At 37.2% G+C, this 14,749-nt stretch carries 16 protein-coding genes; 4 read left to right on the forward strand and 12 right to left on the reverse strand.

The features are described from left to right. The first annotated feature begins 15 nt into the window (after positions 1 to 15). A complete protein-coding gene (locus AC4FQ5_RS18735; protein ID WP_491145833.1) occupies positions 16 to 549 on the forward strand; it encodes a hypothetical protein in 534 nt (177 codons plus the stop codon). A gap of 228 nt (positions 550 to 777) precedes the next feature. Here the strand turns inward: AC4FQ5_RS18735 and AC4FQ5_RS18740 are convergent, their stop codons facing one another. From AC4FQ5_RS18740 to AC4FQ5_RS18760, 5 genes are all read right to left on the reverse strand, one after another. Then, entirely contained in the window at positions 778 to 2,382 is a 1,605-nt protein-coding gene (locus AC4FQ5_RS18740; RefSeq protein ID WP_491145835.1) for an ice-binding family protein, read from the reverse strand. 313 nt (positions 2,383 to 2,695) lie between these two features. Continuing rightward, the gene (locus tag AC4FQ5_RS18745) at positions 2,696 to 2,908 is read right to left on the reverse strand and encodes a (4Fe-4S)-binding protein (RefSeq protein ID WP_491145837.1); all 213 of its coding nucleotides are present in this window, start codon (positions 2,906 to 2,908) and stop codon (positions 2,696 to 2,698) included. Positions 2,909 to 2,919: 11 nt separating this feature from the next. Beyond that, positions 2,920 to 3,204, reverse strand: coding sequence for a GNAT family N-acetyltransferase (locus tag AC4FQ5_RS18750; protein WP_491145838.1), 285 nt, complete (start codon positions 3,202 to 3,204; stop codon positions 2,920 to 2,922). 142 nt (positions 3,205 to 3,346) lie between these two features. After that, positions 3,347 to 4,369, reverse strand: coding sequence for an LLM class flavin-dependent oxidoreductase (locus tag AC4FQ5_RS18755; RefSeq protein ID WP_491145839.1), 1,023 nt, complete (start codon positions 4,367 to 4,369; stop codon positions 3,347 to 3,349). A 17-nt stretch (positions 4,370 to 4,386) separates the two neighbouring features. Next, complete coding sequence (locus AC4FQ5_RS18760; RefSeq protein WP_491145841.1) at positions 4,387 to 5,271, reverse strand: pirin family protein; 885 nt, start codon at positions 5,269 to 5,271, stop codon at positions 4,387 to 4,389. Between the two features lie 295 nt (positions 5,272 to 5,566). On the opposite strand from AC4FQ5_RS18760, the gene AC4FQ5_RS18765 reads away from it, so the two are divergent. Both AC4FQ5_RS18765 and AC4FQ5_RS18770 read left to right on the forward strand, forming a co-directional pair. Then, positions 5,567 to 6,151: a Crp/Fnr family transcriptional regulator gene (locus AC4FQ5_RS18765; RefSeq protein ID WP_491145842.1), complete on the forward strand. Its 585-nt coding sequence runs from the start codon at positions 5,567 to 5,569 to the stop codon at positions 6,149 to 6,151. An 85-nt stretch (positions 6,152 to 6,236) separates the two neighbouring features. Next, positions 6,237 to 6,641, forward strand: coding sequence for a hypothetical protein (locus tag AC4FQ5_RS18770; protein ID WP_491145844.1), 405 nt, complete (start codon positions 6,237 to 6,239; stop codon positions 6,639 to 6,641). Between the two features lie 136 nt (positions 6,642 to 6,777). On the opposite strand, the gene AC4FQ5_RS18775 is transcribed toward AC4FQ5_RS18770, so the two are convergent. From AC4FQ5_RS18775 to fucP, 7 genes are all read right to left on the reverse strand, one after another. After that, the gene (locus AC4FQ5_RS18775; protein ID WP_491145845.1) at positions 6,778 to 7,563 is read right to left on the reverse strand and encodes an L-fucose dehydrogenase; all 786 of its coding nucleotides are present in this window, start codon (positions 7,561 to 7,563) and stop codon (positions 6,778 to 6,780) included. Positions 7,564 to 7,794: 231 nt separating this feature from the next. Continuing rightward, positions 7,795 to 8,619, reverse strand: coding sequence for an amidohydrolase family protein (locus AC4FQ5_RS18780; protein ID WP_491145847.1), 825 nt, complete (start codon positions 8,617 to 8,619; stop codon positions 7,795 to 7,797). Positions 8,620 to 8,646: 27 nt separating this feature from the next. Further along, positions 8,647 to 8,976 carry an L-rhamnose mutarotase gene (locus AC4FQ5_RS18785; RefSeq protein WP_491145849.1) on the reverse strand — a complete coding sequence of 110 codons (330 nt, stop codon included), beginning with the start codon at positions 8,974 to 8,976 and terminating at the stop codon, positions 8,647 to 8,649. Further along, positions 8,973 to 9,824 carry a fumarylacetoacetate hydrolase family protein gene (locus AC4FQ5_RS18790; RefSeq protein ID WP_491145851.1) on the reverse strand — a complete coding sequence of 284 codons (852 nt, stop codon included), beginning with the start codon at positions 9,822 to 9,824 and terminating at the stop codon, positions 8,973 to 8,975. Before AC4FQ5_RS18790 ends, AC4FQ5_RS18785 begins: the two co-directional genes overlap by 4 nt. Positions 9,825 to 9,997: 173 nt before the next feature. Continuing rightward, positions 9,998 to 10,762, reverse strand: coding sequence for an SDR family NAD(P)-dependent oxidoreductase (locus AC4FQ5_RS18795; RefSeq protein ID WP_491145853.1), 765 nt, complete (start codon positions 10,760 to 10,762; stop codon positions 9,998 to 10,000). 35 nt (positions 10,763 to 10,797) lie between these two features. Next, positions 10,798 to 12,438, reverse strand: coding sequence for a UxaA family hydrolase (locus AC4FQ5_RS18800; protein WP_491145855.1), 1,641 nt, complete (start codon positions 12,436 to 12,438; stop codon positions 10,798 to 10,800). Between the two features lie 201 nt (positions 12,439 to 12,639). Continuing rightward, positions 12,640 to 13,917, reverse strand: a complete 1,278-nt coding sequence (fucP, locus tag AC4FQ5_RS18805) for an L-fucose:H+ symporter permease (RefSeq protein WP_491145857.1) — start codon at positions 13,915 to 13,917, stop codon at positions 12,640 to 12,642. Between the two features lie 328 nt (positions 13,918 to 14,245). Between fucP and AC4FQ5_RS18810 the strand changes: the two genes are divergently transcribed. Further along, complete coding sequence (locus tag AC4FQ5_RS18810) at positions 14,246 to 14,377, forward strand: hypothetical protein (protein ID WP_491145859.1); 132 nt, start codon at positions 14,246 to 14,248, stop codon at positions 14,375 to 14,377. Positions 14,378 to 14,749 lie beyond the last annotated feature (372 nt).

Below are 14,749 nucleotides of genomic sequence, written 5' to 3' on the forward strand. Positions count from 1 at the left end.
TAATTAAATAATTTTATGAAAGCTCCTTCAAAAATAAGTGGATGCATTGCTCTTCTTGGTTTCTCTGCTCTCCTAAATGCACAGATAGCCATTGGTAAGACATCAATCACAAACAGCAGTGTACTTCTCGAGTTCGGATCCGGCAATAAAGGGATAATTCTTCCTTCTGTTGCATCGGTTACAGCAAATAATACAGGCGGAACATTCGTGTTCAATACTGTAGAAAAATCAGTACAGGTATGGGAACAACGAAACAGCAACGGAAGTGGCGGATGGCTGAATCTGACGGAAGCCAACGCAGGAATACCCCACGCATTTACCAATGCAGGCTCAGACAATAATGTGAATGCGGGAGTGATCATCGGTTCTGATGTTTCGTCAAAGTCAGGAACATTGGTGTTGGAATCCACATCAAAAGCATTGGTACTCCCAATCACTGCCAATCCACATCTGACCATGGTTGGCTGCATCGCAGGAACCATAGTGTATGATTCCACATCATCTACATTAGCAGTCTATGACGGAGCCAACTGGAATTATTGGAAATAGTAACCTAATCTACCCTTGACTGTAAGCACAATTAATTATAATCCCTCAGGCAATTGCATACAGTTTCAAAGCTGTTTTTTTCATTATTGTGTTTCGGGCCTTCTCTCAGAGAGGGCTTTTTTCATTAATAATTCTTTGCATTCCGACTCATGATAATTACAGATACAGTAAACGAAAAAAGTCTCACCTTTTAGTGAGACTTGATGATTTGGAAAATATATTAAAATACTATGGTTTAGAAATAATTTTTCCTGTTTGAACCTTACCATCTTTACTTTGTATCTGATAAAAATAGATTCCAGCAGGAAGACTTAACTGAATTGAACTTAAAGTTTCATTCAAAACTTCTCCTAAAACTCTTGCTCCCGCAGCGTTATAAATTGTAAGATTTGAACCTTTATTCTCATTATCAAGTTTTACATTCAGAACTGATGAGAAAGGATTAGGATAAACATTGGCTGTCTGCTTATTTTCAACAGCACCACTCACAGCTAACGATCCAGGATTACAACCGGGAGTCATTTGCGCATTAATACCCACCGTATTGATCGCACCGCTTGTACTCAATACACGACCTTCTATAGTAGAACCAAGATTCATATTGATCGCACCATTGTTACCGATTACAGTACCTTTAAAGCTTGCATAATCATTAAGGCTCACAGCCCCGTCAATTTTCCAGAATACATTTTTTGCCTGTGCTCCATTCTGTAAAACTACCGACGCATAAGTACTTGTGGAAAGAGCACCATTTATTTTTATTACAAAAACAGCATTGGGATTATTCTGAGCATTTAAAAATACCGTCCCGTTGAGAACCGTTGCAGCATTCAGCTGATATGTGTGAGGAGTAAGTACCAGATTCTGCCCAAATGCAGCAGGATAAAGCAACTGAATATCGGTTGGAAGAGTATTTAAAAAAGCATACACATTGTTTAAATCCAAAGCACACATTGCTGTTGATGTATCCGGGCTTGAATGTATGGTACCTGTAACATTAATCGCAGAAAAACCTGTGGTAAGACCAAGATTTGAGCCTATATCACCCGTAACCAAAGAAACCCCGGTGTTGGTAACTGTACCATTTCCCGTAAAAATTGTGTAACATGCAACGCTATTCAGAACAGGTTGAGCAGGTCCGGTTAAAACCAAACTTCCACATCCAATCGGCTTTCTTACAGTGACACCGGAAACGGTGACAGCTCCTGTCGTAGAAAGTGCACGACCTTCCAGTGATGTTCCTGTATTCAGTATGATAGCCGCATTATTTGCAATTATGGTACCTTTCATGGATGTATTGGATGCCAAGTCGACCAATCCTTCTACTTTCCAGAATACATTACACGCAAGAGCACCATTGGTAAGCAATACCTGCGCTCCCGCTGCCGACGAAAATGCGCCCTGGATTTTAAATATAAAAACAGAATTTGCATTCCCCCCTCCATCGAGAGTCAGAACATTATTCAGGGTAGCACTTTGTCCGATGAAATAAGTTCCCGCCGTCAATGTCTGTCCGTTCCCCAGTAATGGTGCAGGAAAGAAATTAGGAATAGCGGAATTTAATTGATTGTAGGCAATCGTTAAAGATGCAGCTGCTGTAGCTGTAGCACCATTTGCATCATGCATTACCCCATCTACATTGCCAAAATTTGTGCTAGAGCCATTATTGGTACCTACATTACCTGTCAATTGGGACAGACCGGTATTACTTACCGCACCATTTGATGAAAAAAGTGCAAAATCTGAAGTTGTACCAAGAACCGGTGCCTGAGCAAATACTATTGCGGTAATCATTACCGACACAGAAAGTATGAATTGTAAAATTTTTATCATAATAATATTATTTTTTATAAATATTTAATTATTTATATTTTCAAATATACAAAAAATATAATATAAACTATAATATTTTGATATATTTATAAATAATTAATTATATATTTTAAAAATAATAAAATATTTTAATAAATTTTTATAAATTATTTAAATATTAATTAATTTAAAAATCACAACATAAAATCATCATAACAGAGAATATAGAAATTCAATTTTTCTATGGAATTGATTTCTATATTCTGATTTTCATTTAGGTCAGTAAAGGAATGGTTTATCAGTCATAGAACATGGACTGATCCGTATTATTGGCTTAGGATTCTTTATAAGATAAGGCACCCGAAGGACATTTGTCGATTTGGCGTTTCAGGTCTTCTACCGAGGCATTATCACACTTTACCCAGGGTGATGCTTTTGGATCATATACCTGTGGAAGGCTTTTTACACAGATACCTGCATGAATACATAGTTTTGGCTTCCAGATGATAGAAAAATCACCTTTTTTATATTCTTTTGTAGTTTCCATAATTGCTTATTTTATGATTTTAATACATCCTTAATATCCTCATGTTTTTTGAACATAGCTGCTGCAAAAGGACATAGCGGTATTATTTTCAGGCTATTTTCCCTTGCCATGTCAACAATTTTATGAAGCATCTGCAGCCCCACGTTTTTGCCGTTATATTCAGGCTCAACCTCAGTATGGTCAATAATGATCAGTTCTTCTCCAGCGACAGAATACGTCATTGCTCCCGCTCTCTTCTCTTTCTCCCGTGCTATGACATAGCCTCCTGTTTGATTTTCTTTTATAAATATTTTCATAATTGATTGTTTATTATTGTCTATACTATATCTTCGCAACTCGTCTGTGCACCCGCAATCAGTAATCAAGCTTTCTGCGATATCCTGTAATTCCTTTCCGTTAGTTTAGAATACCATCGAATCCCAAAATAATACTACAGTTTTATAGTGCCTGCTTTACCAGAGGGATCACTTTTGTCCCGATCAATTCAGTAGCTTGCAGCAATTGCTGATGTGATAGTCCTGCATTATCCATCTGAAAGGCAAATCTGTCGATGCCGCCCAGTGCTTTGCTGTGGCTAAGTAATTTTTCGGCAACCTCTTCAGGTCCGCCAACCAATAATACTCCTTTGGGAGCCATCAAAGCATCGAAGCCTGATCTGGTCACAGGGGGCCACCCTCTATCTTTACCAAGTTTAGTCCATAACTTGGCATAGCCGGGGTAATAATTTGCTACAGCCTCTTCCGTGTTATGCGCTACGTAACCAGGCGAATGCAGCCCTACCTTCAGCTGCTCCGGTGAAAATCCTGCGATACTCCCCGCTTCACGATACAGATCAACAAGTGGCCGAAAGCGCTCTGTTTCTCCGCCGATTACCGCCACCATAAGCGGCAATCCTAATGAGCCTGCACGCACAAAAGATTCTGGTGTACCCCCAACTCCCAGCCAAACAGGCAGTTTTTTCTGGATTGCTCTGGGATAAACAGGCTGGTTATTCATCGCCGGTCTGAATTTACCCGACCATGTGGTAAACTCGTTATCCCGTATCTGAAGCAATAATTCCAGCTTTTCTGCAAATAAGACATCATAGTCTTTTAAATCAAATCCAAAAAGAGGAAATGCTTCTACAGAAGATCCGCGACCCACGACAAGCTCTGCCCGACCTTTTGATATAAGATCAAGGGTAGCAAAACTTTGATATACTCTCACAGGATCATCCGTACTCAATACTTTTACAGCACTCCCCAACCTGATTCTTTCAGTTCTGGCGGCAGCGGCAGCCAAAATCACATCAGGTGCAGAATCCAGAAACCCCTGTCTATGATGTTCACCGATACCGAAAAAATCAAGTCCGCTCTGATCAGCCATTGAGATTCTGTCCAACAGCTGTTCCATTACATCCACACTATTCAGGGTATCAGTTCCATACATTGCCGATGCAAAACTGTCTATTCCTATTTCCATTTGTATTTGCTTATTATTTAATTGTTCAAAGTTTTCCTTTTAGTATCCTCAATCGTTCCGTATTTTCCAGCATAAAAATCACGGTAAGCTTCTGCGATCTCAGATCGGCTATTCATCACAAACGGACCTTCAGCTGCGATCGGCTCGGTATATGGTTCACCGCCAAATAAAATAATATCTGCCACATCAGAGGTTTTGTTTTCTATAGTAATCTCACCTGCCACTCTGTCAAATTCTACAAATTCTCCCAATTTAAATTCCACATCGTTGAGGAAAATTTCATTGTTTGACAAAAAAGCAGCCACCTCAATTCCTTCATCAATTGAAAAGGTGATATTTTTACCTGACCGTAGACAGATATGATAGAGAAACTGCTCTGAATAATTTGGTATTACAGAACTGTGACCCTGATATTTTCCGACAATTACCTTTAACCATCCCTTATCATCCGAAAAATTTACCTGAGGAACTTCATCACCCTGAATTGCCAAATATTCCGGTTCTTCAGCTTTGATCTTTGAAGGAAGATTGATCCAGAACTGGAAAGCATGAACAAGATGATCATCTGCTCCGGAATCGGCATTTAATCTTTCGTCATGAGTAATTCCGTTCCCAGCTTTCATCCACTGAATTCCTCCTGAGCGAACCTTCTCATGATTGCCTCTACTGTCGAAATGTTCTACTTCACCATTGATAACATAAGTAAGAGTCGCTATTCCACGGTGTGGATGCACCCCTGTACCGTCTTTATCCGGTACTGTACGGAATGCGGGGGCAATATGATCGAGAAAAATGAAAGCCCCCACTTTATCTGCATATTTATTGGCAAGCATACGGTATATTACAATGTTTCCTATATCCGCCCTTTGTCCTTTAGTTGAAAAGCTTATTTTCTTTTTCATAATTTTAAATGCAATCTAATTTGTTGTATTTTTCGTTTGTATATTACAGAATCATTAAGCTATTAATTGATATTTTTTGCCTAAATTTTATCGTTAGACTTCTTAAATTATCAAGCAAATTTAGAATTCGCATCATAAATTAAAGATGATCTTTGACGAAAAATATAGTAGACAAATGTCTACTTCCTGTTGCATCTGTTGGATGTAATGTAAGTGCAGATGCATGATCAAGAGTAATCTTGCATCATTTTCAGCACAGAGAAAAAATGCTTAAATTTGCTATGATGAGGAAATCATGAAACAACTATTTGATTACATAAACGGTTATTTGCCCGGCGGCATCTCTGAAAATGATTTTGAGATTATAAAAAACCATTTTATACACAAACGGCTTCGCAAAAGGCAATATTTTTTGCAGGAAGGAGATGTATGCAAATATTACGGATTTATCCTCAGCGGCGCAATGCGGCAATACACCGTAAAAGATAACGGAACAGAATATATCGTACAATTATTTACAGAAAACTGGTGGGTAGGAGACCGCGAAAGTTATACAACATCAGTACCTTCCTTATATAATATCGATGCGTGGGAAGATACTGAACTGCTGCTGATTTCAAGAACCAATGTTCTGGAACTGATACAGATCTGCCCTGCTTTTGCAGAAATGGTCAGGATAATGGATGACAGAAATAGTGTTGCCAATTTAAAAAGACTCACCTCCTCAATAAGCGCTGGAGCAGAAAAAAGATATTCAGATTTTATTGCTGCTTATCCGGATTTCCTGAAACGCTTTCCACAGCACATCATTGCCTCTTATCTGGGCATATCAAAGGATACACTCAGCCGTATAAAACGACAGCGTCTTCAAAAAGAATAAAGTAACCAAGCGGCGGAAGAAAGCCATAACATGAAATTCAAAAGTTAATGATTAACTTTACGTTTCACCAAATAATCTTTATCCGATGAAAAAAGTAATCCTTTTTCTTTTATTGTTTTTTATTCTGACATCCTGTGGTGACGACTGTTACAATCCTCCTCAGCCAATTGTTTTTGAATTTACTGACTCCGGTGGCAACAACCTGATCACAAATGGGAATCTTGATCCTTTTTCCATAAAAGACGAAAATCAAGTCGGGGTACAGGTCTCCAAAACCGGTGATGGCAGAATTATTTTAGAAAATGTAGGAGCATATAACGGTACAAAAAACTACATCTTTTACTCGCCCCTAAAAACTTTTGATTTTTCAATACAGTCATCTGAATTTAAAGGAGGCTGTGACGGCTACCAGATTAATAAACTAACATTTAAAGGTGTCGGTATTGATGTGACAGACGAGGACGGATACTACAAAATTGTATTCAAATAGCACAAATGGCTTCATATTTAATGTGATCCGTAGCAGAGCCTACATTAAAGAAACAATTCCCATGTTATCCACGGCAGTTTAAATAAGAACCGGAGAGTTTTTTGGAATCATTATTTTAAAGCTGAAATCAAAGAGACTACAATTCAAGACTCCTGTCCAAATGCACATACCCACCATCCACATGAATCAACTGCCCTGTTGTATGCGAAGATTTTTCCGATAAGAGAAACGCTGCCATATTTGCTATTTCTTCAGAGGTCGTCATACGTTTTTCGAATGGTATTTTTGAGGTAATACTTTTCAATTTTTCTTCAGGATTTTCGAAGGTAGAAATCCACGATTGGTAAAGCGGTGTCCAGGCTTCAGCCACGATAATGGCATTCACACGGATGCTGTATGGTAATAGCTCGACCGCCCATTCTCTTGTCAAGGCATTTCTTGCACCATTTGCTGCGGCATAACCGGAAGTTCCGCCCTGTCCGGTTTCTGCAGTTTTACTTCCAATGTTCACAATCGAACCTTTACTTTCCTTAAGATAAGGAAGTGCGTGATGGACCAAAAGGTAATAATGCACCACATTTTTATGATAGGATTCCATAAATCCTTCATACGAGCCATTTTCCAGTCCAACTCCATCATTTACACCGGCGTTGTTGACAATTCCATCAATTTTTCTGTATTTTTTTATAACTTCTTCAATAGCTTTTTTGCATTCTTCGGGTTGGGAAAGTTCGGCGGTAACGAAATCAGCTTTTCTGCCGTTATCAATGATTTCCTGAACAGCTTTTTTGTTGTCGTCTTCGTTTCTCCCTATGATGATCGGAAACGCTTTTTCTTCGGCTAAAGTTTTTGCAATAGCATTTCCGATGCCTTTTGCACCGCCGCTTACGATGATTATTTTATGGTCGAGATTTAGATTCATATTTTTTGTAATATTTTTTTAACGCAAAGTGCACAAAGATTTTTTGACTACAAACTGTTTTCAAGTTCGCAAAGGCATTTCATTTAACAAAGACCACAAAGTTTTTAATTCATTCATTTTAAAATAGTAATCTCTGATTTTTAAGCTTATATGTTCTTATTATTCTCAAAGTTTTAAACTTAAATCTAATGTCGCTCATGTGTCAAAATATTTTGTGGCTTTTGTGGTTAATTATAATTTGTAAAATTTCACTGCATTTCCGGAGAAAAAAAATTGTTGTTCGGTTTCTGTAAATTGGCTTACATATTTTGAAATCAATTGCAGCCACAAAGCATAATTTCCTCCTAATAACATCACAGGCCAGTCACTTCCAAAAATGACACGCTTAATTCCGAATTGAGTAAAAATAACATCTAAAGTTTCAAAAATTATTTTTTCATCAATATTATTCCAATTTCCTTGGGTTAAAAGTCCTGATATTTTGCAATAGATATTGGGATTTTTGGCAAGTTCGGAAATGTTAGATTTCCAGTCTTTTAAATCATTAGTTTTCAAATCCGGTTTTCCGCAATGATCCAGAATAAAAGGTTGATCGGGTAATTTTTCCGAAAGTTTTACCGCATCAGAAAGCTGGTGTTGTCTCAACAAAATATCGAAAGTATAGTCATATTTGTGAAGCGCAGCAATTCCATTAAGTACATTTTCTTGCAGTAAAAAACCGATTTCTTCTCCTTCAGCAATATGCCTGAAACCTTTGATCAACTTTTCAGACTGATAGTTTTGAAGTGACTGTTTAAGTTTGTCAGAAGTTAAATCAATCCAAACAACAACACCCTTAATAAACGGATTTTCTTTGGCTAAATTGACCAAAAAAGCAGTTTCTTCATCACTTTGATCAGCCTGTACAGCAATACAACCATCAATGCTGTTTTCATTTAAATATAAAGAAAAATCTTCCGGCAGAAAATCTTTCCGGATTGCGGTCATATCTTTCATAATCCAGGCATCCCGAACCGGATCAAATTTCCAAAAATGTACGTGAGAATCAATAATCATTTTTAACAATTTTCTCTAAAATGAAATTTATAATGAAAATATTTTGTCCATCAACTGCCATTTTTCATCCGGTTTAGAATTGGGTAACTGTTTTTGGAATTTCCACATCAATTCTTCCCATTCCTGAACTGTTGAATTGTTTTTATCAGCCTCATTTTTAGCCTCAAAAGAAAAATTTTCATCGGCTTCCATCATCATAAATAATCTGTTCTGAATACGATAAATCTCCATATTTGTAATTCCGGAATCCAAAATACTTTGTTTCACTTCAGGCCAAACGTTTTGGTGATGCTTTTCGTATTCCGCAATCAATTCAGGATCATCGATCAAATCGAGGGCTAGACAAAATTTTTTCATTCACCGTAAGCTTTTACTTTTTGTGTGCTGCTTCCCAAACCGTCAATTCCTAATTCTACCACATCACCTGGTTTCAGATACCAAGGTTCAGGTTTTTGTCCCAAACCGACACCCGCAGGCGTTCCTGTACTGATAACATCCCCCGGAAGTAAAGTCATAAACTGACTGATATAACTTACGATAAAAGGAAGATTAAAAATCAGGTTGGAAGTATTTCCGTTCTGCAGCATTTGTCCATTGACTTTCAACCACAAACGTAAATTATGAACATCTTCAATTTCATCGGGTGTTGCAATGAAGGGCCCGATTGGAGCAAAAGTATCACAGCTTTTTCCTTTTACCCACTGTCCGTTTCTTTCCAGTTGGAAAGCTCTTTCACTATAATCGTTATGCAAAACATAACCTGCAACGTGTTCAAGCGCATTTTCCTCAGAAACATAACTTGCTTTTTTTCCGATAACGATGGCTAATTCAACTTCCCAGTCGGTTTTTGTGCTCGTTTTAGGGATAATCAAATCATCGTTCGGACCTACGATTGCGGTTGTAGCCTTAAAAAACAAAATAGGTTCCTGTGGAATCGGAGCATTAGTTTCAGCGGCGTGATCTTTATAATTCAGTCCGACGCAGATGATTTTGGACGGTCTTGCCAAAGGTGCACCTAATCTTTCATCAAGAGAAATTTCGGGTAGATTCTGAGTATTTATTTCAGATTTCAAATTTTCAATGGCATCTCTGGAAAAAAAGTTTTCATCATAATCTTTTACCAGATGAGAAACATCATATCTTTTATCGTCAATAATGACTCCCGGTTTTTCTTGTCCCGGTTTTCCGAATTTTATTAATTTCATATTATTTTACTTTTTATTATTTTCTAAGGAGCTTTTTCCCGCTATCCACTATATCTTTTGGGTTACGGCTTTCGCTTTGCTCCAGCCGCAACCCAAAAGGATGCCGTTTCTATCGGGGCTAGGATTGCAGTCTAATATTTTAAAGTGTGAAAATTCACAAGTTTAAACAAATTTTAATTGTTCAAAGTGGTAAAACCGCCGTCAATAGGATAATCTACACCGGTGATGAATGAAGCTTCGTCACTACACAGGTAAAGAGCTAAAGAGGCAACTTCCTCAGGCTGAGCCATTCTTCCTATGGGTTGGGTTTTTGATAATTTTTCAAACATTTCATCGATGTTGTCGGGATAATTTTTCTCTAAAAATCCATCCACAAAAGGAGTGTGTACACGTGCCGGAGAAATGGAATTACAACGAATGTTTTCATTGATATAATCTTTGGCAACACTCATCGTCATTGCTTTCACAGCACCTTTTGCTGTACTGTATGCAAAACGGTCAGGAATTCCCACCAATGCAGCAATGGAAGCCATATTAATGATCACACCGCCTCCTGATTTTCTAATCTGCGGAATCGCCGCAAATAGACAATTATAAACTCCTTTAATATTGACATTTAAAATTTTGTCGAAATCTTCTTCTGAAGTGGTGTCTGCTTTTCCGATGTGGGCAATTCCTGCATTATTTACAAGAATATTGATCGCTCCAATTTGTTCAAAAACTGCTAAAACATCTTTCTGTTTTGAAACATCACAGGCATACACTGTAGCATTTCCTCCGGAAGACTTTATTTTTTCCAGCGTTTCCTGTCCGTTTTGCTCGGTAATTTCGATAATATAGACTTCTGCACCATTCGCTGCAAGCTGAACCGCAATGGCTTGCCCGATCCCGCTTCCGCCGCCTGTTACGACTGCTTTTTTATTTTTTAATGAAAACATTTATATTTAATTAAAAGATTAAAAGATTAACTTTCTTAAAGACTCACTCCTCTTTTCCAGGGGATAAAATCATCCTGATTCAGTGCTACAGCTTTAGGAATAATATTTCCGCTGGCAACATCAATACAAAAATCTAAAATATCTTCACCCATTTGCTGAATGGTTTTTTCGCCACGTACAACCGCACCTGTATCAATATCGATAATATCTGACATTTTTGTTGCTAAAACGGTATTGGTAGCCACTTTGATGACAGGGCAAACCGGATTTCCTGTAGGCGTACCCAGACCTGTTGTAAAGAGAATTAATGTTGCTCCTGAAGCCGCTTTTCCGGTGGTTGCTTCCACATCATTTCCGGGGGTGCAGACAAGGCTTAATCCTGGTTTGGTTGCAGGTTCAGTATAATCCAAAACATCAACAACAGGGGCAGATCCTCCTTTTTTTGCGGCACCTGCTGATTTTATGGCATCTGTGATCAATCCGTCCTTAATATTTCCAGGTGAAGGATTCATGTAAAATCCTGAACCCACTGCATGGGCGAGTTCATCATATTCTGTCATCAGTCTGATGAATTTTTCTGCGGTTGGCTGATCAACTGCACGATCTATTAATTCCTGTTCGACACCACACAATTCCGGGAACTCTGCGAGTAAAACTTTAGCGCCCAAAACAGAAAGGATATCGGCAAGATGTCCTACAGCCGGATTGGCTGAAATACCACTGAAACCGTCGCTTCCACCACATTTTACACCGACACAAAGTTTGCTTATCGGCGCATCTTCACGTTCGATTTTGTTAATTTCTAACAATCCTTTCAAAGTTTCAAAAATGGCATTTTTGATCATGGTTTCTTCACTTACCGCTTTTTGCTGTTCAAAAACGAGTAAAGGTTTATCAAAATCAGGATTTCGATTGTATAAATCTCGTTTAAAATTATCAATTTGGAGATGCTGACAACCCAAACTTAACAAAGTAACTCCTGCAACATTAGGATGATCTGCATAAGACGCCAAAAGTTTGCTGAGTGTATCCGCATCCTGTCTTGTTCCGCCGCAACCACCAGTGTGATTGAGAAACTTGATGCCGTCTACATTTTTAAAAACTCTGTCTTTTGCAGGAATATTTGAAGGTGAAAAATTAAGATCATCCAAATTTTCTCCTTTTGAAATAGCTTCCACTAATTGATGCGTGTAGTCTTTATATTTTGCATCTACCGCATATCCTAAGCTGTCATAAAGAGATTCTTTAATAATATCAAGATTACGGTTTTCACAAAAAACGGTTGGGATAAAAAGCCAGTAGTTTGCCGTACCCACATCGCCGTTTGAGCGATGATATCCTTTAAAAGTTTTATGTAAAAATCTTGACACATCAGGTTTTGTCCAGTGATAGTCAACATCTCTGTAGTAGTATGGTTCGGCAGCATGTTTTGTATTGTCGGTCGTCATTCGAGTTCCAGCTGCGAGATCGTACTGTACTTTACCCACCAAAACACCATACATAAAGATTTCATCACCCTGTTTCATGTCATTCATAAAGAATTTATGTTTAGCAGGGATTGCTTCTAAAGTTGTGTAGGTGATTCCTTCGAAAATAATTTCGGTTTCTGCCGGAATATCCTGCAAAGCGACCAAAACATTGTCTTTTTGATTTATTTTTAAAATTAAATTGCTCATTTTTAGCTTTAAAATTTAATATTCTTTTTTTTGCTTAATGTTTATTTAACGCAAAGTCCGCAAAGTTTTTTTTACTACTAACTGTTTTTAAGGTTCGCAAATCAAAGATTCATCGATTCCTTTAAAATCAATAAATTGATTGAGATAAAGGCGCTCTGCTCAGCGAAGATCACAAATGTTTTTTATTTAGATTAATCATAATTATATTGAAGACTTTTTATTTCTGAATCTTAATGAAAACAGAAATACTACAACAAAACAGACTAAAGGGACGATATATGAAAAATGAATATTTCCTGAAATATCGGTGATTTTACTTGCAATCGGGGGGATAATGGCACCTCCGACAATTGACATGATTAATAAGCTGGAGGCTGGTTTGGTTTCTGTACCGGCTCCTTCTATTCCTAAGGCAAAAATTGTTGGAAACATGATTGACATAAAAAATGTAAGCGCAACCAATGCATACAATGTTGAAATTCCTGATCCTGCAATAATCCAGATGCTGAGAATGATACTGATTACACTGTAAATTCTCAATAATTTCTGTGGTGAAATATATCTCATGAAAAAAGTTCCTGCAAAACGTCCGATCATGAATAAAAATCCTGCTACACCTGCGTAATATTTAGCTTCCTGACCTTTCATATTGATTGCATCTTCTGCAAAAACAAGAAGAAAACTGAAAACATAAATTTGCGCACCGATATAAAAAAACTGCGCAAGAACGCCCCATCCGACATTTTTTACACCTAAAACCTGTAGAAAATTCTTTGTTGATTTTTCTTTGCTTTCCGTTACTTCTGGTAGTTTTATTAATAAAAATAAAAACATAACCAGTAGGATGATCAGTCCCAATATGATGTAAGGTCCTTTTACCAATGAAGTTTCGGCATGAATATAGGTCAGCTTGGCAGCCTGATCAAGTCCGGCAAGTTCTTCCTGTGATTTCGGTTCTTCACTCAGAATAAAAATTCCGCCGACGATAGGAGCAATAGAAGCTGCCAAACCATTAAAAGACTGTGCAAAGTTTAATCTTTGTGTTGCTTTTTCTGGTTCGCCCAAAACGGTAATGTAAGGATTTGCTGCTGTTTCCAGAATCGCCAAACCACAAGACAAGACAAAAAGTGCCGCGAGAAAAAACGGATAACTAATAGTATTAGCTGCCGGAACAAACAAAAAACATCCAGCCGCGAAAAAGAATAAACCTACCAAAATTCCGGTTTTGTAACCATATTTCTGAATAATAAGTCCGGCGGGAATTGCCAGTAAAAAGTAGGCTGCAAAAACAGATGAATCTACTAGTGAAGCCTGAAAATGGTTCAGCTGAAAAGCACTTCGCAGGTGTTTAATCAAGATTGGATCCAGATTATGGATAAATCCCCAGAAGAAAAATAAACTCGTTATCAGGATGAGTGGAAAGTAATAATTTCTTTTATTCTGCTTAGAAGAATGTAATCGTGAAGAACTATTATTCATCAATTTGGTGTATTAATTACAATTTTATTATAACATTATTTAAATTTTAGCAGATCAACGAATGATTAATCGATTGCATTATATTGTTTTGAATGTAATATTGCATCAATTCTTTTTTTCAACTGATTTTTTGCTTTTTAAATGTATACATATTTTCCGAATAAAAAATTCGGGGTACAGGATGGTACAAGACAGTTAGATTTATTGCAGCCTTATTGAGAATCTGTGAATATATTTTTCTTTTGCAGATCCTGTTGATATTTTAATTTCTTTGTATTCCATATTTAATCCAACCCAAAACAGTTGAGTAATTTTTAGACTTGAAGAAATGATCATTGAAAACGATATTGAAATCTGGGTAGAAGGTACAAAGAGTAAGAATTGTAAGCCAATTTTATCTTCTGTTGTCGGAAATTGCAGTTCAGGAAATCATATCAGACAATTCGGAACACAAAAATGAAATAGAATAGAAAGATAAATTATAGAATGTATAAATGTAGATTAGCACTAAATTTTTAACAAATCTAAGAATATTAAATATTATAGGAAGACACGAAAATACAGAAACTTACTAAAAGTTGAAATTAAGCTGCATTGACCTATCAAGAAGAACAGAATAACCTAAATTTATTCTGAAGCCGGATTTTGAGAATTTCTTATTCCTTTGTGTGTTTAAAAAAAGAAGTGCTGCAAAAACTGCAACACTTCTCGATAGATTTTAAGTTTCCCGGGATTATTGAGATACGATAGTGTAAGTCAGTTCAGTAGTGTATACTGTAGGATCTTGTCCTGCAATATAGTTGTTCAGGTAAGCGTTTGCACCTGCTCCTTT

The sequence above is a fragment of the Chryseobacterium sp. DT-167 genome (genome assembly GCF_058310155.1).